This window comes from Lentibacter algarum (assembly GCF_018860975.1).
In the GTDB taxonomy this organism is placed as follows: Bacteria; Pseudomonadota; Alphaproteobacteria; order Rhodobacterales; family Rhodobacteraceae; genus Lentibacter; species Lentibacter algarum_A.
This window is the reverse complement of record NZ_JAHKQI010000005.1, coordinates 762,698-786,608: the sequence shown is the minus strand read 5'-3', so window position 1 is coordinate 786,608 and position 23,911 is coordinate 762,698. Positions and strand designations below refer to the sequence as shown.

The 23,911-nt window shown below is 56.9% G+C and carries 24 protein-coding genes; 14 read left to right on the top strand and 10 right to left on the bottom strand.

Features of this window, described 5'->3' with window-relative positions:
• Positions 1-113 precede the first annotated feature (113 nt).
• The 3 genes from KO498_RS08125 (at position 114) to KO498_RS08115 (ending at position 3,094) form a co-directional block, all read left to right on the top strand.
• Positions 114-695, top strand: coding sequence for a TetR/AcrR family transcriptional regulator (locus KO498_RS08125; RefSeq protein WP_215959367.1), 582 nt, complete (start codon positions 114-116; stop codon positions 693-695).
• A gap of 12 nt (positions 696-707) precedes the next feature.
• Entirely contained in the window at positions 708-1,562 is an 855-nt protein-coding gene (locus tag KO498_RS08120; protein ID WP_215959366.1) for an SDR family oxidoreductase, read from the top strand.
• Positions 1,563-1,687: 125 nt separating this feature from the next.
• Entirely contained in the window at positions 1,688-3,094 is a 1,407-nt protein-coding gene (locus KO498_RS08115; protein WP_215959365.1) for a KAP family P-loop NTPase fold protein, read from the top strand.
• Positions 3,095-3,147: 53 nt separating this feature from the next.
• On the opposite strand, the gene glyA is transcribed toward KO498_RS08115, so the two are convergent.
• Positions 3,148-4,431 carry a serine hydroxymethyltransferase gene (gene glyA / locus KO498_RS08110; RefSeq protein ID WP_215959364.1) on the bottom strand — a complete coding sequence of 428 codons (1,284 nt, stop codon included), beginning with the start codon at positions 4,429-4,431 and terminating at the stop codon, positions 3,148-3,150.
• Between the two features lie 187 nt (positions 4,432-4,618).
• On the opposite strand from glyA, the gene KO498_RS08105 reads away from it, so the two are divergent.
• From KO498_RS08105 to KO498_RS08095, 3 genes are all read left to right on the top strand, one after another.
• Positions 4,619-5,380 carry an NAD kinase gene (locus KO498_RS08105; protein ID WP_215959363.1) on the top strand — a complete coding sequence of 254 codons (762 nt, stop codon included), beginning with the start codon at positions 4,619-4,621 and terminating at the stop codon, positions 5,378-5,380.
• Positions 5,381-5,391: 11 nt separating this feature from the next.
• Positions 5,392-5,949 (top strand): hypothetical protein, encoded by a 558-nt coding sequence (locus tag KO498_RS08100; protein WP_215959362.1) that lies wholly within the window; start codon positions 5,392-5,394, stop codon positions 5,947-5,949.
• 62 nt (positions 5,950-6,011) lie between these two features.
• Complete coding sequence (locus KO498_RS08095; RefSeq protein WP_215959361.1) at positions 6,012-7,055, top strand: endonuclease/exonuclease/phosphatase family protein; 1,044 nt, start codon at positions 6,012-6,014, stop codon at positions 7,053-7,055.
• 55 nt (positions 7,056-7,110) lie between these two features.
• Here KO498_RS08095 and KO498_RS08090 read toward each other — a convergent pair whose 3' ends face one another.
• The 5 genes from KO498_RS08090 to KO498_RS08070 all read right to left on the bottom strand — a co-directional run bounded on the left by KO498_RS08090 (position 7,111) and on the right by KO498_RS08070 (position 13,411).
• Entirely contained in the window at positions 7,111-7,290 is a 180-nt protein-coding gene (locus KO498_RS08090) for a hypothetical protein (RefSeq protein ID WP_215959360.1), read from the bottom strand.
• A gap of 39 nt (positions 7,291-7,329) precedes the next feature.
• On the bottom strand, positions 7,330-7,764 hold the full coding sequence (locus tag KO498_RS08085; RefSeq protein WP_215959359.1) for a GFA family protein: 435 nt from the start codon (positions 7,762-7,764) through the stop codon (positions 7,330-7,332).
• Positions 7,765-7,908: 144 nt separating this feature from the next.
• A complete protein-coding gene (locus KO498_RS08080) occupies positions 7,909-9,144 on the bottom strand; it encodes a hydroxymethylglutaryl-CoA reductase, degradative (protein WP_215959358.1) in 1,236 nt (411 codons plus the stop codon).
• Positions 9,141-11,036: a propionate-CoA ligase PrpE gene (gene prpE, locus KO498_RS08075; RefSeq protein ID WP_215959357.1), complete on the bottom strand. Its 1,896-nt coding sequence runs from the start codon at positions 11,034-11,036 to the stop codon at positions 9,141-9,143. Before prpE ends, KO498_RS08080 begins: the two co-directional genes overlap by 4 nt.
• Positions 11,037-11,131: 95 nt before the next feature.
• Positions 11,132-13,411: an NADP-dependent malic enzyme gene (locus KO498_RS08070; protein ID WP_215959356.1), complete on the bottom strand. Its 2,280-nt coding sequence runs from the start codon at positions 13,409-13,411 to the stop codon at positions 11,132-11,134.
• A gap of 102 nt (positions 13,412-13,513) precedes the next feature.
• Here KO498_RS08070 and KO498_RS08065 point away from each other — a divergent pair, with 102 nt between their 5' ends.
• The 5 genes from KO498_RS08065 (at position 13,514) to KO498_RS08045 (ending at position 18,611) form a co-directional block, all read left to right on the top strand.
• A complete protein-coding gene (locus tag KO498_RS08065; RefSeq protein WP_354667635.1) occupies positions 13,514-13,954 on the top strand; it encodes a cytidine deaminase in 441 nt (146 codons plus the stop codon).
• A complete protein-coding gene (locus tag KO498_RS08060; protein WP_215959354.1) occupies positions 13,951-15,258 on the top strand; it encodes a thymidine phosphorylase in 1,308 nt (435 codons plus the stop codon). The genes KO498_RS08065 and KO498_RS08060 overlap by 4 nt, the downstream gene beginning before the upstream one ends.
• Positions 15,255-16,463, top strand: a complete 1,209-nt coding sequence (locus KO498_RS08055; protein WP_215959353.1) for a phosphopentomutase — start codon at positions 15,255-15,257, stop codon at positions 16,461-16,463. Before KO498_RS08060 ends, KO498_RS08055 begins: the two co-directional genes overlap by 4 nt.
• Before the next feature lie 31 nt (positions 16,464-16,494).
• Positions 16,495-17,127 (top strand): uracil phosphoribosyltransferase, encoded by a 633-nt coding sequence (gene upp / locus KO498_RS08050; protein ID WP_215959352.1) that lies wholly within the window; start codon positions 16,495-16,497, stop codon positions 17,125-17,127.
• 77 nt (positions 17,128-17,204) lie between these two features.
• Entirely contained in the window at positions 17,205-18,611 is a 1,407-nt protein-coding gene (locus KO498_RS08045; RefSeq protein WP_215959351.1) for an SPOR domain-containing protein, read from the top strand.
• Positions 18,612-18,689: 78 nt separating this feature from the next.
• Here KO498_RS08045 and KO498_RS08040 read toward each other — a convergent pair whose 3' ends face one another.
• Positions 18,690-19,064 carry a hypothetical protein gene (locus tag KO498_RS08040; protein ID WP_215959350.1) on the bottom strand — a complete coding sequence of 125 codons (375 nt, stop codon included), beginning with the start codon at positions 19,062-19,064 and terminating at the stop codon, positions 18,690-18,692.
• A 57-nt stretch (positions 19,065-19,121) separates the two neighbouring features.
• Here KO498_RS08040 and KO498_RS08035 point away from each other — a divergent pair, with 57 nt between their 5' ends.
• A complete protein-coding gene (locus tag KO498_RS08035; protein ID WP_215959349.1) occupies positions 19,122-19,892 on the top strand; it encodes an alpha/beta fold hydrolase in 771 nt (256 codons plus the stop codon).
• Here the strand turns inward: KO498_RS08035 and KO498_RS08030 are convergent.
• The gene (locus KO498_RS08030; RefSeq protein WP_215959348.1) at positions 19,889-20,725 is read right to left on the bottom strand and encodes a DUF6473 family protein; all 837 of its coding nucleotides are present in this window, start codon (positions 20,723-20,725) and stop codon (positions 19,889-19,891) included. The two genes, KO498_RS08035 and KO498_RS08030, sit on opposite strands and share 4 nt — an antisense overlap.
• Positions 20,726-20,896: 171 nt before the next feature.
• Between KO498_RS08030 and KO498_RS08025 the strand changes: the two genes are divergently transcribed.
• Positions 20,897-21,772, top strand: coding sequence for a 3-hydroxybutyryl-CoA dehydrogenase (locus KO498_RS08025; protein WP_215959347.1), 876 nt, complete (start codon positions 20,897-20,899; stop codon positions 21,770-21,772).
• A gap of 167 nt (positions 21,773-21,939) precedes the next feature.
• Here KO498_RS08025 and KO498_RS08020 read toward each other — a convergent pair whose 3' ends face one another.
• Positions 21,940-22,386 (bottom strand): MarR family winged helix-turn-helix transcriptional regulator, encoded by a 447-nt coding sequence (locus tag KO498_RS08020; RefSeq protein WP_215959346.1) that lies wholly within the window; start codon positions 22,384-22,386, stop codon positions 21,940-21,942.
• Positions 22,387-22,470: 84 nt separating this feature from the next.
• Between KO498_RS08020 and KO498_RS08015 the strand changes: the two genes are divergently transcribed.
• Positions 22,471-22,896, top strand: coding sequence for an ABA4-like family protein (locus KO498_RS08015; RefSeq protein WP_215959345.1), 426 nt, complete (start codon positions 22,471-22,473; stop codon positions 22,894-22,896).
• 67 nt (positions 22,897-22,963) lie between these two features.
• Here the strand turns inward: KO498_RS08015 and KO498_RS08010 are convergent, their stop codons facing one another.
• On the bottom strand, positions 22,964-23,869 hold the full coding sequence (locus KO498_RS08010; RefSeq protein WP_215959344.1) for a LysR family transcriptional regulator: 906 nt from the start codon (positions 23,867-23,869) through the stop codon (positions 22,964-22,966).
• Positions 23,870-23,911 lie beyond the last annotated feature (42 nt).

Sequence of the window (23,911 nt, the reverse complement as noted above, 5' to 3'; positions counted from 1 at the left end):
GCCTCCTTGGTTGCCCCATCAAAAGCGCAAAGCCGCGCAAATGAAAAGCCCCCTTGTATCGCTGATATGTCTGCCTATTTGTAGTAATGAATATTCATTACTGATTCGGAATCATGAAACGTAAGCCACAAGAAGAAGTTCAGACACGCATCGTGAACGCTGTCACCAAAGTCGCCTCCGAGCGCGGCATTGGCGGCACCTCGATGGCCAATGTCGCCAAGGCCGCACGCGTATCGGCCGGGACGCTCTATCTGCATTTCGCGTCAAAAGAAGACATGCTGCAAAAGGCCTACTTAAGCGTCAAACACGCTTTTCACGACAAGCTCATGCAATCCATCCAAGACGCGAAAACACCGGAAATCGCTATCAAGGCGCTCTGGAACGCCCTGCTCGAGTTCCAAACAGCCCGGCCTACGGCCTTCCTCTATCTTGAATACGCCGGCGCCGCCCAAGTCTTAACCGAAGCCCAGCGCGCCCAAGTCGCGCCGCTTCAGCAAGACGTTAACGAGCCGATCCGCTTGGCGATTGAGCAAGGCACAATCACAGTCTCGCTGGATATCGCCACCAACTTGCTCATCGGCTCTGCCATGCACCTTGCGCGCAAACACGCCCTCGCAGGCACAGCCATACCCGCTGACGAAGCCGACCAGACCTACGCCAGAGTCTGGGCCGCACTCACCCTTCAACAAACATAGGAAGCTACTCACATGTCAAAAGTTATTCTCGTCACAGGCACATCAACTGGTCTTGGCATTAGCATCGCCGTGCAGGCGGCTCAGGCTGGCCACACCGTCTACGCAACCATGCGCAATCTTGCCAAGCGCGCAGCCCTTGATGCCGCAGCCAAGGATGCTGGTGTTTCGCTCAAGGTCTTGGCGCTTGATGTGCAAGACAGTGCGAGCGTCCAAGCCGCTGTCGATACGATTATCAAGGCCGAAGGCCGCATCGACACGCTCGTCAACAACGCAGGGGCCGGATTTGTGCGCTCAACCGAGCAAGCCACAGAAGCAGAAGTTGACTGGGTGATGGACGTCAACTTCAAAGGCGTCGTGCGCTGCACAAAAGCCGTTCTGCCGCATATGCGCACTGCCCGTAGCGGCCACGTGCTCACTGTCTCTTCCGTCGGCGGGCTTGTCGGCCAGCCGTTTAACGAGCTTTACTGCGCGGCCAAGTTCGCCGTCGAAGGCTATACCGAGGCGATGGCCAGCTACATCACCCCCAGTTTCGGCATCAACTTCACCACGGTCGAGCCCGGCGGCATTGCTTCGGAGTTTGCCAACAACGCCCTCGCCCAGATCGAAGGCACAGGCGGCATTCTGGATGATGAATACAAGCCGATCCTGATGAAATACGTCGGCGGCGCCGAAAACCGCCAAAACGATGGCGTCTACCAAACAGCAGACGAAGTCGCCGAAGTTGTCATGGGCGCGCTTGAGGCCGACACCCCGCCCGTCCGCGTGCGCACTTCTAAATGGGCCGAAGACTTCTGCGCCCTCAAAACGCAGGCTGACCCTGACGGAACCAAACTCGCCAAACAAGTGTTCGAACGCTTCTTGGGCTGATCACCTCGCTAAAACACAAAAGCCCCCCGCATCACTGCGAGGGGCCGTTCAATACTGATCTCAAAACAACCTTGCGCCGAACTCCTACAGATGCTCCTTTATGGTGCTACATAAAGGAAAGTTGGATGCCCCGCCTCTCTCTCCCAGAGCCAGACATCAACATCTACAAAGACGGCTTTGACAAGCACAAGGCCCTGCTTGATCGTTCACAGCAAGGTCAACACCTGTCACACCTCGTCGAGACACTGGATGACCCTACAACAATCGCCGTTGACGGTGCTTGGGGCGCTGGCAAAAGCCACTTCCTCAAATGCTGGGTTGGTCAACACCTCAGAGATAATGCCGATACCGAAGTGCTATACTTCGACGCCTTCGCGCATGACTACCTTGACGACCCGCTGGTTGCCCTCACAGGCGCCTTGGCCGCTCGGATAGAAGACCCTGCGTCAAAGACCACGCCGAAAATGGGCCAAAAGGTGGGTGAAACCATCAAGAAAGTGGCACCCTTTGTGGGCCGTACAGCATTGCGCCTTGGCATATCTCTAGCAACCGCAGGTATCGTTAATCGCGCCGATGAAGCCTTAGAGAGCATTCTCGGCACCGATGAAGAAGCTGAAGGAGACGCCAAAAACCTTGCTCAGGCTGGAGCTGGCTCACTTTCTGCAGATGCAGAAAAAGCCATTAAGGACTTCTGGCAAGCAGAGGCGGGCAAGCGCGCCGCAATGGAAGCTTTCCATACTGCCCTAAAAACCCTCACCGAACCCGACGAGAGCGGCAAACCTACACGCCGCCTTGTGATTGTGGTCGATGAGCTAGACCGCTGCCGCCCCGACTATGCGCTCAACCTGCTTGAAATCATCAAACACTTCTTTCCCGTCAACGGCGTCACTTTTGTGCTCGGAACCAACCTCCGCGCCATGCAGAACCATGTGATCGCAAGGTATGGCGCGGGTGTCGATGCGGCGATTTACTTGCAGAAATTTGTGAGCTTCAGCATGCGGCTCAGCGATGGTGTCAATGGCTCAAACCTTGTCGCTTACTTTGATAAGCTTATTGCAATATTAGGCTGCGTTGGTGGCTACGCTGAAGTCAGTAAAGGCTACATCAAGCACTTGCGTGGCAACAGTGACATAACTCTACGCGGCTTACAAAGCTTGGCGCGGCTCTGCATTCTAACCCCAGAGCCACAAGGACAGTTCAACGCTGAACGCTACAAATTCACTTTGATCACTGGGTTGCTCTACCTTCAGGCCATGAACCCTGATGTCATAGACAAAATGCGCAAGAAAAATTTGGAGTGGAAAGACATCTCCGATCACCTACGGCCCTATGACCTGCTATCTCGGGATGTCTATGAGCGTGAAATTTCAGAAGCATGGCTCCTTTGCTTCCAAGATCAAAAGTCACCAGGTTTTTGGATTAATCATCTTGGCGATGATGTCGACATCATAACCAAGAGCTACGGCCCCGACACCCCCCGCCAACTCTATGAGCGCTATGTCGGTTCTATTTCCCTAGACCTCATTTCATAACAAAAGCCCCCCGCGTTTCCGCGAGGGGCTTTCGGTTTGCTTAAGTCTAAGGCCTAGAGGTTCGGATACAGCGGGAAGCCTTTGAGCATCGCGGCAACTTCGCCGCGCACTTTGGCTTCGACAGCTTCGTTGCCTTCAGCGCCATTGGCCGCCAGCCCGTCAACCACCTCAACAATCCAATCCGCGATCTGGCGGAACTCGGCTTCGCCAAAACCGCGGGTGGTGCCTGCTGGTGTGCCAAGGCGGATTCCCGATGTCACTGTCGGCTTCTCAGGGTCAAACGGAATACCGTTTTTGTTGGTCGTGATGTGCGCACGGCCCAGCGCCGCGTCGGTGATGTTACCCGTCACGCCTTTAGGGCGCAGATCAACCAGCATAACGTGTGTATCTGTGCCGCCTGTAACGATATCGAGGCCACCCTTGATCAGCTGATCAGCCAGCGCGTTGGCGTTGCTTTTCACCTGCTTGATGTAATCCTTGAAGTCGGGGCGCAGCGCTTCTCCAAAGGCCACAGCTTTCGCCGCGATCACATGCATCAACGGGCCGCCCTGAATACCGGGGAAGATCGCCGAGTTGACCTTTTTGGCAATCGTCTCGTCGTTTGTCAGGATCATACCGCCGCGTGGGCCGCGCAGGGTTTTGTGCGTTGTTGTCGTCGCCACATGCGCATGTGGGAAGGGGCTCGGGTGCTCGCCCGCGGCAACGAGGCCGGCGAAGTGCGCCATATCAACGTGCAAGTAAGCGCCAACCATATCAGCGATCTCGCGCATGCGGGCAAAGTCGATCACCCGTGGAATGGCCGAACCACCCGCAATGATCATCTTCGGCTGGTGCTCTTTTGCCAGCGCTTCAACTTGGTCGTAGTCCAAGAGGTTGTTATCCTCGCGCACGCCGTATTGCACCGCGTTAAACCACTTGCCCGACTGGTTGGGTTTCGCGCCATGCGTGAGGTGCCCACCGGCATCAAGGCTCATGCCCAAAATTGTATCACCCGGCTGCAAGAGCGCTTGGAACACGCCTTGGTTGGCTTGCGAGCCAGAGTTCGGCTGCACATTGGCAAAGCCGCAATCAAAGAGCTGCTTGGCGCGGTCAATCGCCAGTGTCTCGGCCACATCTACGAACTGGCAACCGCCATAGTAACGGCGGCCCGCATAGCCCTCGGCGTATTTGTTGGTCAGCACAGTGCCCTGCGCTTCCATAACGGCGGCTGAAACGATGTTCTCTGAGGCGATCAGCTCGATCTCGTCGCGCTGACGGCCAAGCTCGCCCGTGACTGTCGCGAAAAGTTCGGGGTCGCGTGACGCCAGTGTTTCAGTGAAAAAACCTTTGTTAGACATGCTCGTCTCCCGTGAGTGTAAAAGCGATTCCAGTGTTTCTCAGATGTTTCCTATTGGAAACCAATCCCTGCTGAAACCCTATTTCCGACCAATCTCAACTTCTGCACGCCAATCCGGCGTTCGACAGGTAGACAAGCAAGCCCAATAGTCTACTTTGACAGCCAATAGGAAACTAAAGAGCGCCCCAATGACACTCAAGATCGCCTTTTTAGCCAGCGACGCGCCTTTGGCTCAAACGGCCCACGCAGCTCTCGTAGGCCGCTACGGCAACACCGAAAAAGAAAAAGCCGATATCATTGTCGCGCTTGGCGGTGACGGCTTCATGCTGCAAACCCTGCACAGCACTCAGGCGCTTCCGGCCCCTGTCTACGGGATGAACCGCGGCACCGTCGGATTTTTGATGAACGAGTATCACGAAAGCGACTTGCCGGAGCGGCTTTCAGAGGCGTTGGAAGAAGTCATCAACCCGCTTTCAATGAAAGCCACCTGCACCGACGGCACCGTGCACAACGCGCTGGCGATCAACGAAGTTTCGGTGCTGCGGATGGGCCCGCAAGCGGCCAAACTCAAAATCACCATCGACGGGCGCCTGCGCATGGAAGAGTTGGTCTGCGACGGCGCGCTTGTCTCTACACCCGCAGGAAGCACCGCCTACAACTACTCGGCGCATGGCCCGATCCTGCCAATCGGCTCCGATGTGTTGGCCCTCACCGCCATCGCCCCCTTCCGCCCCCGCCGTTGGCGTGGCGCATTACTTCCCAAAGCCGCCAAAGTGCGGTTTGAAGTAACAGACCCCGAAAAGCGCCCCGTCATGGCCGACGCCGACAGCCGCTCCGTGCTCAATGTTGCAAGCGTCGAAATATCCTCAGCGCCAAATGTCGCACACCGTATCCTGTTTGATCTCGGTCATGGCCTGGAAGAGCGCCTGATCCGCGAGCAATTCGTCTAATGGACCCCATCATGAAGCCTTTCACACGCGTCGCGCCCACCGCCACACTCACCGCCGCCCTCGCCGCCACCCTCACCGCCTGTACGCTTACGCCGAAGTCAGGCACCGAGGTGGCTCTCAGGGAAGTTCTCGATACCCACGCAGGCCAATATGAATGCCTCGACTACCAAGCTGCAAGCGACAGCTGCAAAGCCCTCGGGCGCAGCGTCGTCTATGGTGATGATGTGATAACAACTTCCCTGTTTGCCTTTGACGAGGGGCTGCCAGCACAAATCAAAGTTGTCTCGCGCCACAAACTCGAAGGAGCCGCCCTTTGCGGCCTCACCGCCCCTATCAAAATCACCGTCACCTCGCAGGGCACCCCGCGGGCCAACCAAGCCATCAAAGAACTGTTCGCCAAAACATTCAACGACAGCATCCCAAACCTTTGCACACGCTACTACCGCGACGGCTCCGGTGACAGATACATCAACATCACCACCGACTTACAAGGCACCCCCGTGCCCGACAGCGCCGTCAAAGCGCGTTTCTTTGACGAGCAGAAAAACCTGCGCATCACCAAGCTCTGAGCAACAATCGCTCCTGTATGAAGGCTAACTGTGCTAACCTCTCTGCAAAAGGAGCGCAGATAATGGCTTATTACGGATTGCTCAAAAACAACATCCTCTACCCGCAAGGCAACAGCGCCCCCGGGCAAGCTGGTTGGGTCTGTGATCACCTCCTCGCCCTGCGCCGCGACCTTGCCCAGCAAATCAAAGACCAGCGCAAGCCAAATTCGCTGATCCTTGGCTCATGGAACATCCGTCACTTTGACGGCGGCAGGCCCCGTCTGCGCGAAAGCTTCCACTACATCGCCGAGATCATCGACCACTTCGACATATGCGCCGTGCAAGAAGTCAAAGATATCGAAAGCGTCGAGCGCCTGTGCAAACTCCTCGGTTCCAACTGGGACTTCTTTATCAACGACAGCTCCGGCGCAGGCCGCGGCAACCATGAGCGCATGGCCTTCATCTTCAACAAAGACCGCGTGAAGTTTCGCAACCTCATCGGTGAGCTGGTCTTCCCGCAAGACACACTCCCCGGCGGCGAGCAAATCGGCAGAACACCCTTCTTTGCCGCCTTCCAAGCGGGCTGGTTCAAGTTCACCCTCTGCTCGACGCACATCGTCTATGAAGAAGTCGACAACCGCCCCCTCAGGCGCGACGAAATCAGCGCCATCGCCAAGCTGCTGAAGAAACGCGCCAAGGCCAATAAGGAAGTGCATATCTTCCTTGGTGACATGAACATAGACGCCACAACAGACGCCTCCTTCCAACTCCTGCTTAACGAAGGCTATATCGCGCCGTTGTTTGGCGAAACCAACCTCGCTGGCGGCAAAACCTTTGATCAGATCACCTTCACCGGCCCCCAAGACGAAGCCCGCCTGTTGCGTCACGGCACGTTTGACTGGCGCACAGCCGTTTACAAGCCTTCCGAGCAGCAAGCCTATGAAGCCACAGCCATGGCCATCCGCGAAAAGCCCGACACAGGCAAACCCTACGGCAATTGGGCAAGCACCTACTCCGGCTGGTGCACCCACGAAATGTCAGATCATTTGCCCATCTGGATCGAGATCGAAGTCGACTACTCAGACGACTACCTGCGCACAATCAGTGAAAGCCAGCCAATCGCCTAAAGCGGGCTTTCTCTTCGCACAAATACTCACCTTTTGGTGCCACACCTCAGCAAGCTCAAAGCTTGCCGTCGCGCGCGGCCTTCTCTTCTTTGGTCAGCTTGTTGTTCCACTGATTGTTGCTCAACCCAAGTTCGGCTTTCGGTGGTTTGGTCTTGCCAATCTTCACTTCGCCGCCCTTGTTCAGGAACTCCTGAATAAGCGCATCATCGGTGGTCTCTTTGGGTACATGTTTCATAGGCTCAGCCTAGGCGCTTGCCCATCGGCTTGCAACCGCTCACTCGTGAAGCTCCGACACATCCGGCACTGGCGGCTGGCCCTCAAACTGCGGCTTGCCATCGGTTATCTCACAACAACCTGACTTTTGCCCAACAAAGGCATGGCGGAACACGTCAAGCTCACTGCAGTTATCCAGCACCCCCGCCTGCAAAACAATCATGCCTTCATGCTCAACTGGCAAAGGGCTGCCGCAAGTCCTGCAGAAATTGCGCCTGTAGGCCGGAGGGGTGTCAAGCAATGGCGCTTCATAGCTGGCAATATTGCCGACTTCTCCCGTCCACACAAACTTGTCACCCGCTGCCGCAACTTCTGGCGAAAACAAGCCCCCCGTCGCCTTCCGGCAGCGCTCGGCATGGCAGGCTTGTATCGGGCTCACCCAGCCCTCAAGCTCAAAGCCCACCGCCCCGCACAAACAACTCCCCGTCAACCTCATCTCCGAACTCCCGTTTGCAACGCACCTCACAGCATCATGCCGCTCGCGGCGTTAACCTTTTCGCCGCTCTCAAAACTGTCAGCACGCATTATGCACTGCTATATGCACTGTGGTATGCACGCATTGTGCAGCCCGTTTTAGCGGTTAACTTTTCAACAAATCACGCGCCACATCTTCGCGCACACCAAGCCCGTCGATCATCGCTTTGGCAATCCGCTCGACATCCTCACCAGTGGCCCCCGCAGCGATCGCCACATTGCGCGCATGCAGGCCCATATGGCCGCGCTGAATGCCCTCTGTCGCCAGCGCTCTAAGCGCCGAGAAATTCTGGATCAAACCCACCGATGCCGTCACCCGTGCAAGCCGGTCAGCTCCATCTACCCCCATGATTCTCAATGCTTTTTGCGCCATGGGATGCACCTTGGTAGCCCCACCAACAATGCCCATAGGCACCGGCATTTCGATCTCGCCCCAAAGGTCACCTTCCGCCGTCACACCATAGGTCGTTAACGGCCCGTAGCCCCCCTTGGCAGCATAGGCATGCGCCCCCGCCTCAAGCGCGCGGCTGTCATTGCCCGTCGCCAAAGCCACAGCCGAAACCCCGTTCATGATCCCCTTGTTGTGCGTCGCGGCGCGGTAAGGGTCATGCTTGGCAAATTCATAAGCCGAAACAATGCCTTGCACGGTTTCAGCGCCTATCTCATCCGCCGCCCAAACTGCCCTCGCACGCACCAATCGGCGGTCAGCAAGGTTGCTCAATATCCGCAATCCGACCTTGCCACCGGTCCACTCTTCAAGCTTCGGCGCCAAGGCCTCTGCCATCGTGTTCACCGCATTCGCGCCCATAGCATCACGCACATCTACGATCAGATGAATGACCAGAAACGGCCCGGCAATACGCACCTCAAGCTCGCGAAACCCGCCGCCGAGCTTCACCAGCATCGGGTCACAACCATCACAAAGCGCTGATATTTCGGCACTTTTTGCTCGCACGGCTTCCGCCGCAGCTTCCAAGTCAGCAAGGCCCGTCACCTGCACCTGAGCGATCATGCAAGGCGCGTCAGCCTCGGTCACAACGCCCCCCGTCGTCCGACACGCCAGTGCCCCGTTGCCCACCGCAGCAATCACCGAGCTCTCCTCGGTCGCCATCGGAACCAGCACGTCATCGCCGTCAACAATCAGGTTCGTCGCCACGCCCAAAGGCACGGCCATAACCCCGATCACGTTCTCGCTGAGATGCTCTGCCAGCTCCCCCGAAACAGCTGCCTCAAGGTTAATCTCGGCCGCATCCGCCGCGCTTAAAAGTCCTTGTTTTACAAGCTCCTGCAAACGCCCGCCACGGCTTAGCTTGTGAAAACCCGATATCCTCGATGTGCTCATGCGTCCTCTGCGAACCCAAGGCTTTTCAGCGCCACTGTGATCTCGTCGAGGATCACCGGATCATCAATCGTCGCCGGCATTTTCCAAGCCGTGCTATCGGCAATCGACACCATCGTCCCGCGCAAAATTTTGCCCGAGCGCGTCTTCGGCAACCGTTCAACCACAGCCGCCAGCTTGAAGGCCGCCACAGGGCCAATCTTGCTGCGCACAAGGCCGACAACCTCTTTGACAACCTCCTCATGCGGCTTACTGCATCCTGCGTTAAGGCACAGAAATCCAACAGGAACTTGCCCCTTGAGCGGGTCGGCAACCCCGATCACCGCGCATTCGGCAACATCCTCATGGCCGGCCAGAACTTCTTCCATGCCGCCCGTGCTCAGACGGTGGCCAGCGACGTTGATCACATCATCTGTGCGCGCCATGATGTAAAGATACCCGTCCTTATCAATCATCCCGGCATCACCGGTTTCGTAGTACCCGGGAAAGGCGTTAAGATAGCTCTTCTGGAAGCGATCTTCAGCCTTCCACAAATTCGGCAGCGTCCCGGGCGGTAACGGAAGCTTAACCGCAATGGCTCCAAGCTCACCCGCAGGCAGTTCATGCCCGCCGTCGTCAAGAATTGTCACATCATAACCCGGCATCGGAACCGAAGGAGAGCCAAGTTTGACATCCAACAATTCAACACCGGCGGGGTTGGCGGCAATCGCCCAGCCTGTCTCGGTTTGCCACCAATGATCGATCACCGGCACGCCGAGCTTCTCCTGCGCCCAGATGATCGTATCAGGATCAGCGCGCTCACCTGCGAGGTAAACCTGTCCAAGACAGCTCAGGTCATACTTCCCAACAAGCTCCCCCTTCGGGTCTTCACGTTTGACAGCACGAAACGCCGTCGGCGCGGTGAAAAAGCTCTTAACTTTGTGTTCTGAAATCACCCGCCAGAATGTGCCCGCGTCCGGCGTGCCAACGGGTTTGCCCTCAAACACAACCGTTGTGTTGCCGTGAATGAGCGGCGCATAACAAATGTAGCTATGCCCCACGACCCAGCCCACATCAGAGGCCGCCCAGAAGACGTCACCAGGGTCAACATTGTAGATGTTTTTCATCGTCCAGTTGAGCGCCACAAGCTGACCGCCCGTGTGCCTGATCACCCCTTTTGGCGCGCCCGTAGTGCCGGATGTGTAGAGGATATAGGCAGGGTGATTGCCTTCAACTGGCAAGCAATCCGCAGGTTCAACACCGTGCTGAAAACCATGCCAATCAAAATCACGCCCTTCAGTTAGCTTTGCAACCTCTTGTTCTCGCTGAAAAATAACCGTGAACTCCGGCTTATGAGCGGCCAGCTCAACAGCTCCGTCAAGCAGCGGCTTATAGTGCACAACGCGCCCCGGCTCGAGGCCGCAAGAGGCGGCGATGATGGCCTTGGGCTTGCAATCGTCAATGCGCACTGCAAGCTCGTTGGCCGCAAATCCGCCAAAGACGACTGAGTGCACGGCACCAATGCGCGCGCAGGCCAGCATCGCCTCAAGCGCTTCCGGCACCATCGGCATGTAAATGATCACACGGTCGCCTTTTTCCACGCCCTTGGCGCGCAACGCTCCGGCAAGGCTAGCGACGCGATCTTTGAGTTCCGCATAAGTGATTTCGCGTTTGGTGTGGGTGATCGGGCTATCATAAATGATCGCCGTTTGTGCCCCGCGCCCCGCGTCAACGTGCCGGTCAACGGCGTTCCAGCAGGTGTTGCACATCCCGTCCGAGAACCACTCAAAGAGATTTTCACCCTTGTCAAACAACGCCTTGGACGGCTTTTTGTCCCAGTCAATCGCCTCGGCTGCTTGCATCCAATAAGACTCAGGGTCGGCCTTCCAACCGGCATACATCTCTTTATAGCTCATGTGTCTCTCCTCCGTTGACCTATGGTTAAGCTCCGGAACTGCCGTTTATCAAGCCTGATGATTTGCCTTGCGTCAGTAAACCGCAAGGCAAATCATTAACCGTAATCCTCGACAGGAGTGCCAGCAATTGCCGCCATATTGAGCAAACCGCGCGCCGTTATGCCCTGAGTCACCACATGCGCCTTGTTGCCCATGCCCATCAAAATCGGGCCAACTTCAAGCCCGCCGCCTTTCATTTTGAGAATGTTGCGCGCTGTTGATGCCGCATCAGCGTGGCCAAAAATGAGAATGTTTGCAGAGCCTTGCAGGCGATTGTCAGGCATCAACCGCGCGCGCAAACCCGCGTCAAGTGCGGCGTCGACATTCATCTCTCCTTCATAGGCAAAGTCCTGTTTGCCCGCATCCAGCAGCGCAATAGCAGCCCGAATGCGTTTGCCCGATCCTTCCGCCTGGTTGCCAAACTGCGACTGCGAGCAAAGCGCAACCTTTGGTTCAACCCCAAAACGCGCAGCGTGCCGCGCAGCGCCAATAGCTGCCTCGGCAATCTGTTCGGGCGTGGGCAGCTGATGCACATGGGTGTCGGCAATAAACAGTGGGCCGTCTTCCAGGATCATCAGCGACAAAGCCCCATGAGCGTACCGTTCCTGGCAGCCTAAAACCTGCTCCACATAGTTCAAATGCCAGCGAAACTCGCCAAATGTGCCGCATATCATACTGTCGGCATGGCCAAGATGCACCGCGGTTGCCGCGATGGCTGTGGTGTTGGTGCGCATGATCGCGCGGGCCAAGTCAGGGGTCACGCCTTTCCGGGACATAAGCCCATGATAACTCTCCCAATACTCGCGATATCTCGGGTCATTTTCTGGGTTGATCAGCTCATAGTCTCGGTCGGCTTTGATAGTGATTCCGAACCGTTCGCAGCGTTGTTCAATCACTTCCGGACGCCCGATAAGGATCGGCCTTTCGACTGTTTCCTGCAAAATCGCCTGCGTCGCACGCAATACGCGTTCGTCTTCCCCCTCGGCAAAAATGATCCTGCGGGTGGCCTTTTTGGCCGTCTCAAAGACGGGGCGCATCAACAGCGCGGATTTGAAAACTGATTGATTAAGCTTCTCTTTGTAGCCTTCAATGTCTGCAAGCGGACGCGTCGCGACACCTGTCTCCATCGCCGCTTTGGCCACGGCCGAACTGACAATTGCAGAAAGGCGAGGGTCGAAAGGTTTCGGGATCAGATACTGCGCCCCGAAAGTCAGCTGCTCTCCCTTATAAGCCGCCGCGGCTTCGGCACTTGTTGTGGCACGGGCCAACTCGGCAATGCCCTCAACGCAGGCGATCTGCATCTCATCGTTGATCTCGGTTGCGCCGACATCAAGCGCACCACGGAAAATGAAGGGGAAGCATAGCACGTTGTTGACTTGATTGGGAAAATCGCTGCGACCAGTCGCCATGACGGCATCAGGTGCTACGGCCAGAACCTCATCTGGCATGATCTCCGGCGTCGGGTTCGCCAGTGCAAAGATGATCGGACGTTTGCTCATTTTGGCAACCAGCTCAGCACTAAGAACCTTAGGGCCGGAAAGACCTAGGAACAGGTCCGCACTGTCGATCACTTCTGCCAGTGTGCGCTTATCGCTCTTCTGGGCGAAGGCCGCTTTTTGCGGGTTCATGTCTTCTTCACGGCCTTCATAAACAAGCCCATGCACGTCACAAAGCCAGACATTCTCGCGCTTCACACCAAGCTTGAGCAGCATGTTGAGGCAAGCAATTCCCGCCGCGCCGCCGCCGGTGCTGACAATCTTGATGTCTTCAAATGCCTTGCCGACAACGTGCAGCGCATTGGTCGCCGCCGCGCCAACCACGATCGCAGTTCCGTGCTGGTCATCGTGAAACACAGGAATGCCCATGCGCTCACGGCAGATTTTTTCGACAACAAAACAGTCAGGTGCTTTGATATCCTCAAGGTTGATGGCCCCGAAGCTCGGTTCCAGCGCGCAGACAATATCGGCCAGCTTTTCAGGGTCGGATTCATCAACTTCGATGTCAAAACAGTCAATCCCAGCGAACTTCTTGAATAAGACAGCCTTGCCTTCCATCACCGGTTTTGAGGCCAGCGCGCCGATGTTACCAAGGCCCAACACAGCGGTTCCGTTGGTGACGACCGCGACAAGGTTGCCGCGGGCAGTATAGCGGCTGGCTTCAGCCGGGTTGGCGGCGATTTCGACGCAAGCCTCGGCAACCCCCGGTGAATAGGCACGCGCGAGGTCCCATCCGTTGGCCATTGGCTTTGTCGGGCGCACCTCAAGCTTTCCCGGAGTGGGAAACTCATGATAGGCAAGCGCCGCCTCGCGGGCAGATTGTTTTCTATCTTCATCCATATCGCGCCCTCGCATCTGTGCGGTCCAAACCCAATAGTTTAGCGTTAAACTATTATCCGCTCAATTAAAAGCAGCGAAACTCGGCACTGCCTCTTGCAATCTATAACCTGTCTCTCGCAAACTGGTGAGGAAATTATAAAGGAGTGCGTAATGCCCCTCGCCAAAGCTGCTAGTAACGTCCGTGAAAACGCCTATGCACCATATTCAAATTTTAAAGTCGGAGCCGCTTTACGCAGCGCCTCAGGCGCAGTTTATACAGGCTGCAACGTTGAGAATGTTGCCTACCCCGAAGGCACATGCGCCGAAGCGGGCGCGATTGCAGCAATGATCGCGGCTGGCGATAGCATAATCACCGAAGCCTATGTGATTGCTGACAGCCCTACGCCTGTAACGCCGTGTGGCGGGTGCCGCCAGAAGCTGGCTGAGTTTGGCGCGGGCGAAGTAAAAGTGACGATGGCGACCACAGATGGCGGCGAACTTGTGATGTGCCTCGCCGAGCTTTTGCCAGGCGCGTTCTCACAGGACCACATGGACAACTCATGAGCGACACCCGTGCCTTTCTGGCGGCCCTGCGCGACGGAGACAACGCCAGTCTGGCAGCGTTTGAGGCTTTCGCCGAGGGGCTTGCAGACCACTCTGTGAGCGATGCGCAAGCCGGCGCATTTGCTATGGGCGCGCTGCTCAAAGGGCTGTCTCGCGACCAGCGTGTTGCTCTCACGCTGGCGATGCGTGACAGCGGTGATGTGCTTGACTGGCAGCTTGATCGTCCTGTGCTCGACAAACACTCAACAGGTGGAATAGGCGATTGTGTATCGCTTCTTTTAGCCCCCGCTCTGGCTGCATGCGGCGCGGCGGTTCCGATGGTTTCGGGGCGCGGACTCGGGCATACGGGCGGCACGCTAGACAAGCTTGACGCGATCCCCGGTTTCAAGACCGATCTTGACGAGGCACAGTTCCGCCGTGTGGTTGAGCAAGCGCATCTGGCAATTATCTCGGCTTCAGCCAACATCGCTCCTGCCGACAAGCGCCTCTATGCTATTCGCGACGTGACGGCGACAGTCGAAAGCCTTGATCTGATCACCGCATCAATCCTCTCCAAAAAGCTTGCGGTCGGGCTTGAAGGGCTGGTTCTGGATGTCAAAACCGGCTCTGGTGCGTTTATGAAGACTCTCGATGACGCGCGCGCGCTGGCGCGATCGCTGGTCAACACAGCCAATGCCGCAGGTTGCAAGACCACTGCACTGATCACCGATATGAGCCAACCATTGGTGCCTTCGCTTGGCAACGCGCTCGAAATTGCCGAGGTCATGCGCGCTTTGCAATCGCCTCAAAGCTCGAAACTGCTCGAAGTGAGTGCAGCTTTGGGCGGCACTTTGCTTGCCGATAACGGGCTAAGTGACACGCCGCAATCCGGCGCCGCAGCCATCATCAGCGCCGTGCAGAACGGGAAAGCCGCCGAGGCCTTCGGGCGGATGGTGCATGCGCAAGGGGGCCCTGTGCAATTCGTTGACAGCTGGCAGCGTTTCCTACCGGAGGCCAACAATATCCGTGAAGTGCGCGCGCCCGAAGCAGGCTTTATCAGTGCTTATGCGGGCGAGCGGCTCGGGCTCGCAGTGGTCGCGCTCGGCGGTGGTCGACAAGTCGAATCTGACGTGGTTGATCCGGCGGTTGGCCTGTCTGACTTGCTCCCGCTTGGCACAAGCGTCAAGAAAGGCGACACAATCGCGCGCATTCACGCTAGCCGCGCGGGCCATGCCACAAAAGCCGAGGCCGAGGTTCTGGCGAGCGTAACGATCGGCAAAAAACCGGAACTGCCCCCGCTCGTTTACGAAAGGATCGAAGCATGAGCCGTGCCTTTCTGGTGGTGCTTGATTCCGTCGGTTGTGGCGGAGCACCCGACGCAGCCGACTTCTTCAATGGCACGCTTCCTGACACTGGCGCCAACACGCTAGGGCATATCATTGAGGCCTGCGCTAAAGGGCACGCAGAGGAAGGCCGCACAGGGCCTTTGCGGGTTCCAAACCTGGCCGGATTGGGCCTGATCGAGGCGGTGAAGCTGGCGTCTGGCATTGCCCTGCCCGTGAGCACCGCGCCGCATAACGGGCGCTGGGCCGCTGCAACAGAAGTGAGTCTTGGCAAAGATACCCCTTCGGGCCATTGGGAGCTTGCTGGCGTGCCGGTTCCGTGGGACTGGCACTACTTTCCCGACACGCAACCGGCCTTTCCAGATGAGATCACCGAACTGGTGAAGCGGCTTGCAGGCGTTGACGGGGTTTTGTGCAACGCGCATGCCTCGGGCACACAGGTTATCGACGACTTGGGCGCCGAGCATATGCGCTCGGGCTGGCCTATTTGCTATACTTCCGCCGACAGTGTTTTCCAGATCGCGGCGCATGAAGAAAGCTTCGGCCTTGAGCGGCTGCTTGAGCTTTGCCGCGCTCTCGCTCCGCATTTGCACAAGCTCAAAGTCGGGCGGGTCATAGCACGGCCATTCTTGGGAAGCGAAGGTGCGTTCGAGCGTACCGCCAACCGCAAAGACTTTGCGATCGAGCCGCCGAGCCCGACCCTCTGCGACTGGGTTTCTGAAAATGGCGGGCATGTGCATGCGATCGGTAAGATCGGGGATATTTTCTCGCTACGCGGTATCGACAGTTATGTAAAAGGCCCAGATATTGATCTGATGGTTGATCTGCACAACCAACTGAAAAATGCGCCGGAAGGCTCACTGACATTTGCGAATTTTGTCGAGTTTGACACCCAGTACGGGCACCGTCGCGACGTAAGCGGCTACGCCCGCGCGCTTGAGTGGTTTGACCGCGAGTTAGGACAGATGCTGCCTGTTTTACGCGAGGGTGATGTCCTTATCCTTACCGCTGATCACGGCAATGATCCGACATGGGCCGGCACCGACCACACCCGCGAGCGGGTCCCCGTTCTGGTGGCTGGGGCGGGGCATTCCGAGATCGGGCACATTGCCTTCAAGGACGTCGCGGCGAGCATTGCGGCGCATCTGGGCTTGAAAACCCGTGGCGATGGCGTCAGTTTCCTGTGAGCTCAAGCCTGCCAAAATGAAAAGAGATTCCATGACCCAGCACCTGACCGTCGTTGACCACCCGCTCGTGCAACACAAACTCACGCTAATGCGCGACAAAGCAACACCGACAGCTCAGTTCCGGCAATTGCTGGGCGAGATTACCCAGTTGCTTGCTTATGAAGCCACGCGTGATTTGCCCTTGGAAAACCGCAGCATCGAGACGCCGCTCGAAACCATCGATTCGCCGGTTTTGGCAGGCAAAAAGCTGGCGTTGATCTCCATCTTGCGGGCCGGCAACGGAATGCTTGAGCCTCTGCTCAGCTTGACGCCCTCGGCGCGGGTAGGCTTCGTTGGCCTTTACCGTGACGAGGAAACGCTCTTGCCTGTGCAGTATTATTTCAAAGCACCCGAAAACCTCGCGGAGCGCGAAGTTGTCGTTGTTGATCCGATGCTGGCAACAGGCAACTCAAGCGCAGCTGCGATTGACCTGCTCAAGCAGGCAGGCGCTAAAAACCTGCGCTTTTTGTGCCTTTTGGCAGCGCCTGAAGGTGTTGCGCGGATGAAAGAGGCCCACCCCGATGTCGCTATCACCACAGCCTCGCTTGACGCAAAACTGAACGAACAAGGCTACATCGTTCCCGGCCTTGGCGACGCCGGCGACCGGATGTTTGGCACGAAATAGCCGAAAAAAACGCAGCAGCCTGCTAGACTCGCCTGCGCTGATCAGGCAATGTCACGCAACACTTGTGGGGGCAAGAAATGAACCTGAAATCAATACTCGCAGTTACCATTATCCTTTCATCTTTCGGTCTGAGCGCAGCTCAGGGCAAGACGCTTCGCAATGCCGGTGAGCCAGCCGAGTTTCCGCCTGCCAGCTACAAAGGCAAGCAGTATGTGGACAGCCGGGGCTGTTCCTACATTCGCGCTGGCATTGATGGCCTCGTGCAGTGGGTGCCGCATGTGACGCGCAAGCGGCAAGTTGTTTGCGGCCAGAAGCCGACCTTTGGAGCGGGACAACGGCCTGCTGTTGTTGCCGCGGCCCCTGCCAAAAAGCCGGTGCAGATTGTTCCCAAGGTGCTGCCAGCGCAAACGCCGGTTAAGAAAGCCGCCCCTAAAGTAGCGCCCAAGCCGAAGCCAGTCGTGCAGCCCAAGCCAGTAAAAATAGCCCCGAAGCCTATGCCACGTGTGGCAAAAGCTCCGCGTGTTATTGTGCCTCAACCTGTGAAGCGAGCGCCACAACAGGTGCAACAGGTGCAGCGTATCCAACCGAGTGTTCGGGTCGCTCCTGCGGCGAAAGTCGCGCCTCAGCGGGTGCAATCGCAAGTCGCCACGCGCCGCACGTCCTGCACAAACTTTACCGGTGTCAGTGCGCAATATGCTGGCCGCGGCAGCGGTGTGCGCTGCGGATCACAGAAGCAAGCGCAAGCGCAGGCACGTGTTCAGGTGCGTCGCACCACCGCGCCTGTCGCGCCCGTGGCGGTTGCTCGTCAGCCTAAAGTTGTTGTGCGTCAGCCCGCACCTCAGCGCCGTGTTGTCGTGCAGCAGCAGGCCCAGAAACAACCGAGAATCATCAAACGCGGCAGCGACGGTCAGATCAACGCCAGTGGCACGACACGCGTAGTGCCACGGCATGTGTATGACAATGAGCAAGCGTCCAAGGTGACCCAGAAAGTGCCTAAAGGCTACCGTCCGGCTTGGACCGACGATCGTTTGAACACCAAGCGCGCCAATATGACAGTGAACGGCATCCGCCAGTCTGATCTGGTCTGGACACGCACGGTGCCGCGCAAACTTTACCTGCGCAGCTCTGGTCGTGTGGTCAACAACTTGTTCCCGAAACTGCGTTATCCATACACAAGTATGCGTGATCAGGACGCTGCGATGGGCCTTATCGCTTCTACGCGCAACGAGCCCAAACCTGCAAAGACGCAGCCCGCCACGACAGCCGGGCGCTTTGTTCAGGTCGGCACTTACAGCCAAGCCGGAAACGCCAAACGAGCGGCGTCGAAGCTACAAGCAGCAGGCCTGCCTGTGCGTATGGGCACACTCAAGCGCTCGGGCAAAAGCTACCGTGTTGTCATGGCAGGGCCGTTTGCTGGCAACCAGCTGAACGGTGCTTTGTCAAAAGCGCGTCGGGCTGGCTTCTCGGATGCGTTCGTGCGCTAAGCGCTGCACAGAAACCCCGACGACCAACATTTCAGGGCCTTTGTTACACAGTCTTTTCAGGACGGTGAAGCAGAGGCCCTAAATGAATCCGCGTAGATGCAACACCGTGATTACGATCGCCGCAAGCAGCAGCACGTTGAACGACAGGCTGGCGACGAGCCGCAGCGCACTATCGACTCGCAATTTCTTGCGATCAATCGTTTCCAGATACTCGGTGAGGCGGACGTCGGCGCGGTACAAGTTTGTTTCGGACAGCTGCGCAAACAACGCCGGATGGTCAGCCTTGGCGAGTGCTTCAATGATCACTTGCGCTCGTTTTTTCTGTGAGGAAGGCAGCCGCCTGCCCGCACGCCGCACAGCCTTTTCCAAGCTTGGTTGCGACAGACCCAAGCGCTCGTTCATCAGCGCACAGAGGCGGGCTTCGATTTGTTTGATTTCTTGCGGGTCGCTCACTCTGCGGGGCCTCATATCTTGCTTTGTTTTGCCGCGTTGACGCGCTAACAGGGACATATGCTAAACTTTATCCGCCACGGAACCAAGACCGAGAAACCACCTCTTTTGATCGCACATGGGCTTTTTGGCTCGGCGCGTAACTGGGGTGTTATCGCAAAGCGCCTTTCCAGCGAGCGCGAGGTGATCGTGGTTGACATGCGCAACCACGGATCTTCCCCTTGGTCAGACACCCACACCTATGAGGCAATGGCCAGCGACCTTGCTGAGGTGATTACTGCCGAACTTGACGGCAATGCGCATGTGCTTGGCCACTCGATGGGCGGGAAAGCGGTTATGGTTCTGGCGCTCAAATACCCTGAATGTGTTGGGCGGCTGACAGTTGCAGACATTGCGCCCGTGCCTTACGGACATTCCCAGCAAAGCAACATTGACGCCATGCTGGCGGTTGATCTGGACGCAATCGAAACTCGGCAAGACGCCTTGCGCGCGCTTGAGCCGCTGGTCAGCGAAGCCAGTTTGGCGGCGTTTTTCACCCAATCGCTTGATGTGAAAGCCCGAAAATGGCGGCTCAACCTTGAGGCACTCGCTAAGGAAATGCCGAATGTGCTGGCCTTCCCTGATTGCAGCGGTGACCCCGCGTTTGCAGGGCCAGTGCTGTTTTTGTCAGGCGCCAACTCTGACTATGTGCAGCCCGAGCACCGCTCTGTGATCAAGCCGCTGTTTCCGGCGGCCCGTTTTGCCAAGATACCGGATGCAGGCCACTGGTTGCATGCAGAAAATCCGCGTGCCTTTGTTGCTGCGCTTGAGGTCTGGCTGAACGCTGCTTAGCGCGCGCCTAGATGAGCCGGTAGCCTTTCCTGCAAGGCAAATGCTGCTTCCGTGTGAGCAGCCGGCCCTAGCAACTGCAAGGTCGCTTGCACTTCGAGCGGCGCGAAAACCATACCCTCGTTACCGCGCGCAAGAGCGGCGGAGCTGGCTTTGACAATCACTGTTTCGGAAGCGCCCATCTTGACCTGATCAAGCATCTTTTGCGTCACGCCAAAGGGGCTGCTGGTCACATGGTTGATCCCGATCTTTTCCTCCGGCCCGTGATCGGCAAACCAGAGCAGAACCTTGGTCCCCGAGATGCGATCCAGCAGTAAGGTTGTTCGTGCGACCCATGCATCCTGCAACTCATGCAGGACAAGTGTAAACCGCTCCATACCCAAGCCTGCGAGGTGCGCAAGCATATGATTGGTAAAGTGAAATTCGGTAAAATCAACGTCTTGATACACAGCGCTCAAGTGTTTGGACGCCCCAAGAAACCTGTCGTTGCGACGCGGATGCACGGAGTAAAACCGGTTCGATATCGTCTGTGCTCCCATGATTTGCACGACTGTCAAAGAAGCCTGCGCTGCTATATCGAGCGTCGTAGCGTCGTTCAAAAACGAGTCGAGCCCGGCATTTGGAACGCCCAAGTTCAGGCATTGGACATCAAGCATATCTTCCAGCTGATCGACAAAAGGCCTTGCGACAAACTTGCCGTAGGTTTCAGTGCTGCCCAGAAAGGCGATGAACGCCTCTTCAGGGTCACGCTTGGGGCCGCGAAACATCAGCCGCGACGCGCCATAAGTGCATGGATAGTATTCAAGGGGGCGGCCCCCCAGTTTTTCATAGGCCATAATTCCCACAACATTTTTAGTTCACCCAAAACCAGAATGCGGCGGACAAATTGAGATTTCGCTAACACATAAAGTCTTAACGAAATTTGGCACGGAGCTACCCCGCGGAAAAGTCGCTTGCGGCGTCCAAGCCTCGGCGCGTATGCTTTGCTTGAGGTTGAGGAGCGGTAGATGGAAATTCAAAAAGTTGGTGTTATTGGCGCGGGACAGATGGGCAACGGAATTGCGCATGTTATGTCACTGGCCGGCTATGATGTGATCGTCAACGATCTTAGTGAAGAAGCTCTTAACGCTGCGGTTGCCCGTATCGAAAAGAACATGCTGCGGCAGGTTTCCAAGGGGCAGATCGAAGAGAGTGACATGGCTGCGGCATTGGCGCGGATCGGCACTTCGCTTGATGTTGCAGCACTTGGGCAAAGCGACTTGGTGATCGAGTCTGCGACCGAAAATGAAGAGATTAAAAACAAGATCATCGAAGGGCTCATTCCGCATCTGCCCGAGCATACAATCGTGACCACAAACACCTCGTCTATCTCGATCACGCGCTTGGCGTCGCGCACGGACAGGCCCGAAAAGTTTATGGGGTTTCACTTCATGAATCCGGTGCCGCTTATGAAGCTTGTCGAGCTTATCCGCGGTATTGCGACAGATGATGAAACCTACCAAAGCTGCCTGAAAGTCGTTGAAACACTTGGGAAAACTGCCGCAAGTGCCGAAGATTTTCCGGCCTTTATCGTCAATCGCATCCTGGTGCCGATGATCAACGAGGCCTGCTATACGCTCTATGAGGGGGTCGGCAATGTGGCCTCTATCGACAACGCGATGAAGCTGGGTGCAAACCACCCTATGGGGCCGCTTGAGCTTGCTGACTTCATCGGGCTCGACACCTGTTTGGCGATCATGAATGTGCTGCACGACGGCCTCGGCGATACCAAATATCGCCCCTGCCCTTTGCTGACAAAATATGTCGCGGCGGGCTGGCTTGGCCGCAAGGTAAAGCGCGGATTTTACGATTATCGCGGCGACGTTCCGATGCCGTCACGCTAGCAACGTACGCTCGGGTTAACGCCGGTTTTTGCGAGCGGCTCGCATGTGACTTGCGTGCATACCACAGTGCATATGGCAGTGCATAATGGGTGCAGACAGATTTGGCTGCCTTTAAAAGCCAGATTTGGTTAACGCAGCGTGCGCAAGATCCGGGTGAGCGGCCCGCATCAGGCCAGTCTGTCTCCCGTTCCCGCGATCAGGCGGCGCAGCATTGCTGCGAATTGGTCTATCTCTTTTTCGTCCCACCGATCGCCGAAAAGATAGTCGGCACGTTTGGAGAATGTCGCCAGTGCTTCTGCAAGTTTTGCTTTGCCAGCCGCTGTGGCCACGACAAAGACCAACCGTGCGTCGCGTGCGTCGACTTCCCGATCAACAAGCCCGATCTTTTCCATCGGGGCAGCCATGCGGGTGATCGTGGAGGCGCTCACATGCATCCGCTTTGCCAACTCAACGCGCGACAGGCGGTTGGCGGCCGAACGCTCAAGATGCAACATCAGCAGAAACTCGTTCACAGAGATGCCGTGAACCGCCGACAACTCACCTGCTAGTCCGGCTCTAAAGTCGTCAGCGACTTGAAGAAGTCGCATTGCGTTTGTGGTGTTCATATCTGTCATGTCATCTATTTATTGCAAAGTGCTTGCATGTGCAAGCATAATTCAATAGTTGGCGCCATCTATTTAACCAAAGGATGACTCGACATGACTTTTGAAACTCTCTTCTCACTCGCTGGCCTTCTCGCTATGGCAGGATGGCTCATACTCCTGCTGTCGCCTCTCATGCCGCGATGGTCTGACCGGATTTCCGGTTTGATCCTGCCAGTGCTTCTCTCCATTGGCTATCTGGCATTGGTTTTGTTTCCCACCACCGAAAGTGGCGGCGGCTTTGGCAGCTTGGCCGAGGTAATGCAGTTGTTTTCATATGAACAGGCAGCGCTGGCAGGCTGGGTTCATTTCCTAGCATTCGATTTGTTTATCGGGGCATGGGCCTGCCGCAAGGCGCGCTCAGAGGGCATGGCTTTTTGGATCGTTCTACCTTGCTTGCCGCTGATCTTCATGATTGGGCCTGTCGGGTTGCTCGTGTTCCTTGCCGCCCGTGGGATACGTTTGCAAATGACACGCGCCTGAGGCTCTTCAAAAAAAATGGCCTCGCGCAATGCGAGGCCAGTTCAGGGAAGCAATCAAGATATGTGGCTCACCAGACTGATGGGCCTTTGTCGCCGAACGAATGCACGAGAAAGTCGATGAAGGCGCGCACTTTTGGCTGAGTGAAACGGCCCGGCGGGTAGACTGCATAGATGCCTTGTGTCTCGGTCGGAAGCTCGGGGATCGCGTCTACGACAAGGCCCTGCTCGAGTGCGTCAGCGTAGAGAAAGCTCGGCAGGTAGGCGATGCCAAGACCGGAAATCGCTGCGTTGAGAAGTGACTGGCCATCATTAACCGTGAGCCAGCCAGCGGTGCGCACTTGGCGCTTTTCGCCTGAGGGCGCGGTGATCTTCCAGACGTTGCCAGCCGAGTTGTTTGAATAGTGCAGCAGCTTGTGCTCGTTGAGATCGTCGATCTTTTGCGGGCGGCCGTAGCGCTGGAAATAATTCGGCGAGGCGATCATGCGCATATTTGTCTCGGTCAGCTTGCGCGCTCTCAGGGTGCTGTCTTCCAGGTCACCCATACGGATGGCCATATCAAAGCCTTCAGAGATCAACTCAACGTAGCGGTTGTTGAGCACCATGTTGACGGTGATATCAGGGAAATCGGCCAAAAACTCGCCCAGCACTGGCGAGAGGTGATTAACCCCGAAATCTGTCGCAACAGAGATGCGCAAAAGGCCGGATGGATCGGACTGCATCGAGCTGACAAGCGCGTCGGCTTCGCCTGCGTCGTTAAGGACACGGCGGGCGCGGTCATAGTACGCAAGGCCGATTTCTGTCGGGCTTACACGGCGGGTTGTGCGGTTGAGAAGGCGCGCACCAAGGCGGGCCTCAAGAGAGGACACGTGCTTGGAAACGGCAGACTTCGAGATCCCCATTTTCTTGGCAGCATCGGTAAACCCGCCCTGGTCAACGACCATAGCGAAGGCTTCCATTTCGGTTAGACGATCCATACTCGAGTACCTCAAATTCTTTTCTTGTTGAGGCTGTGTATG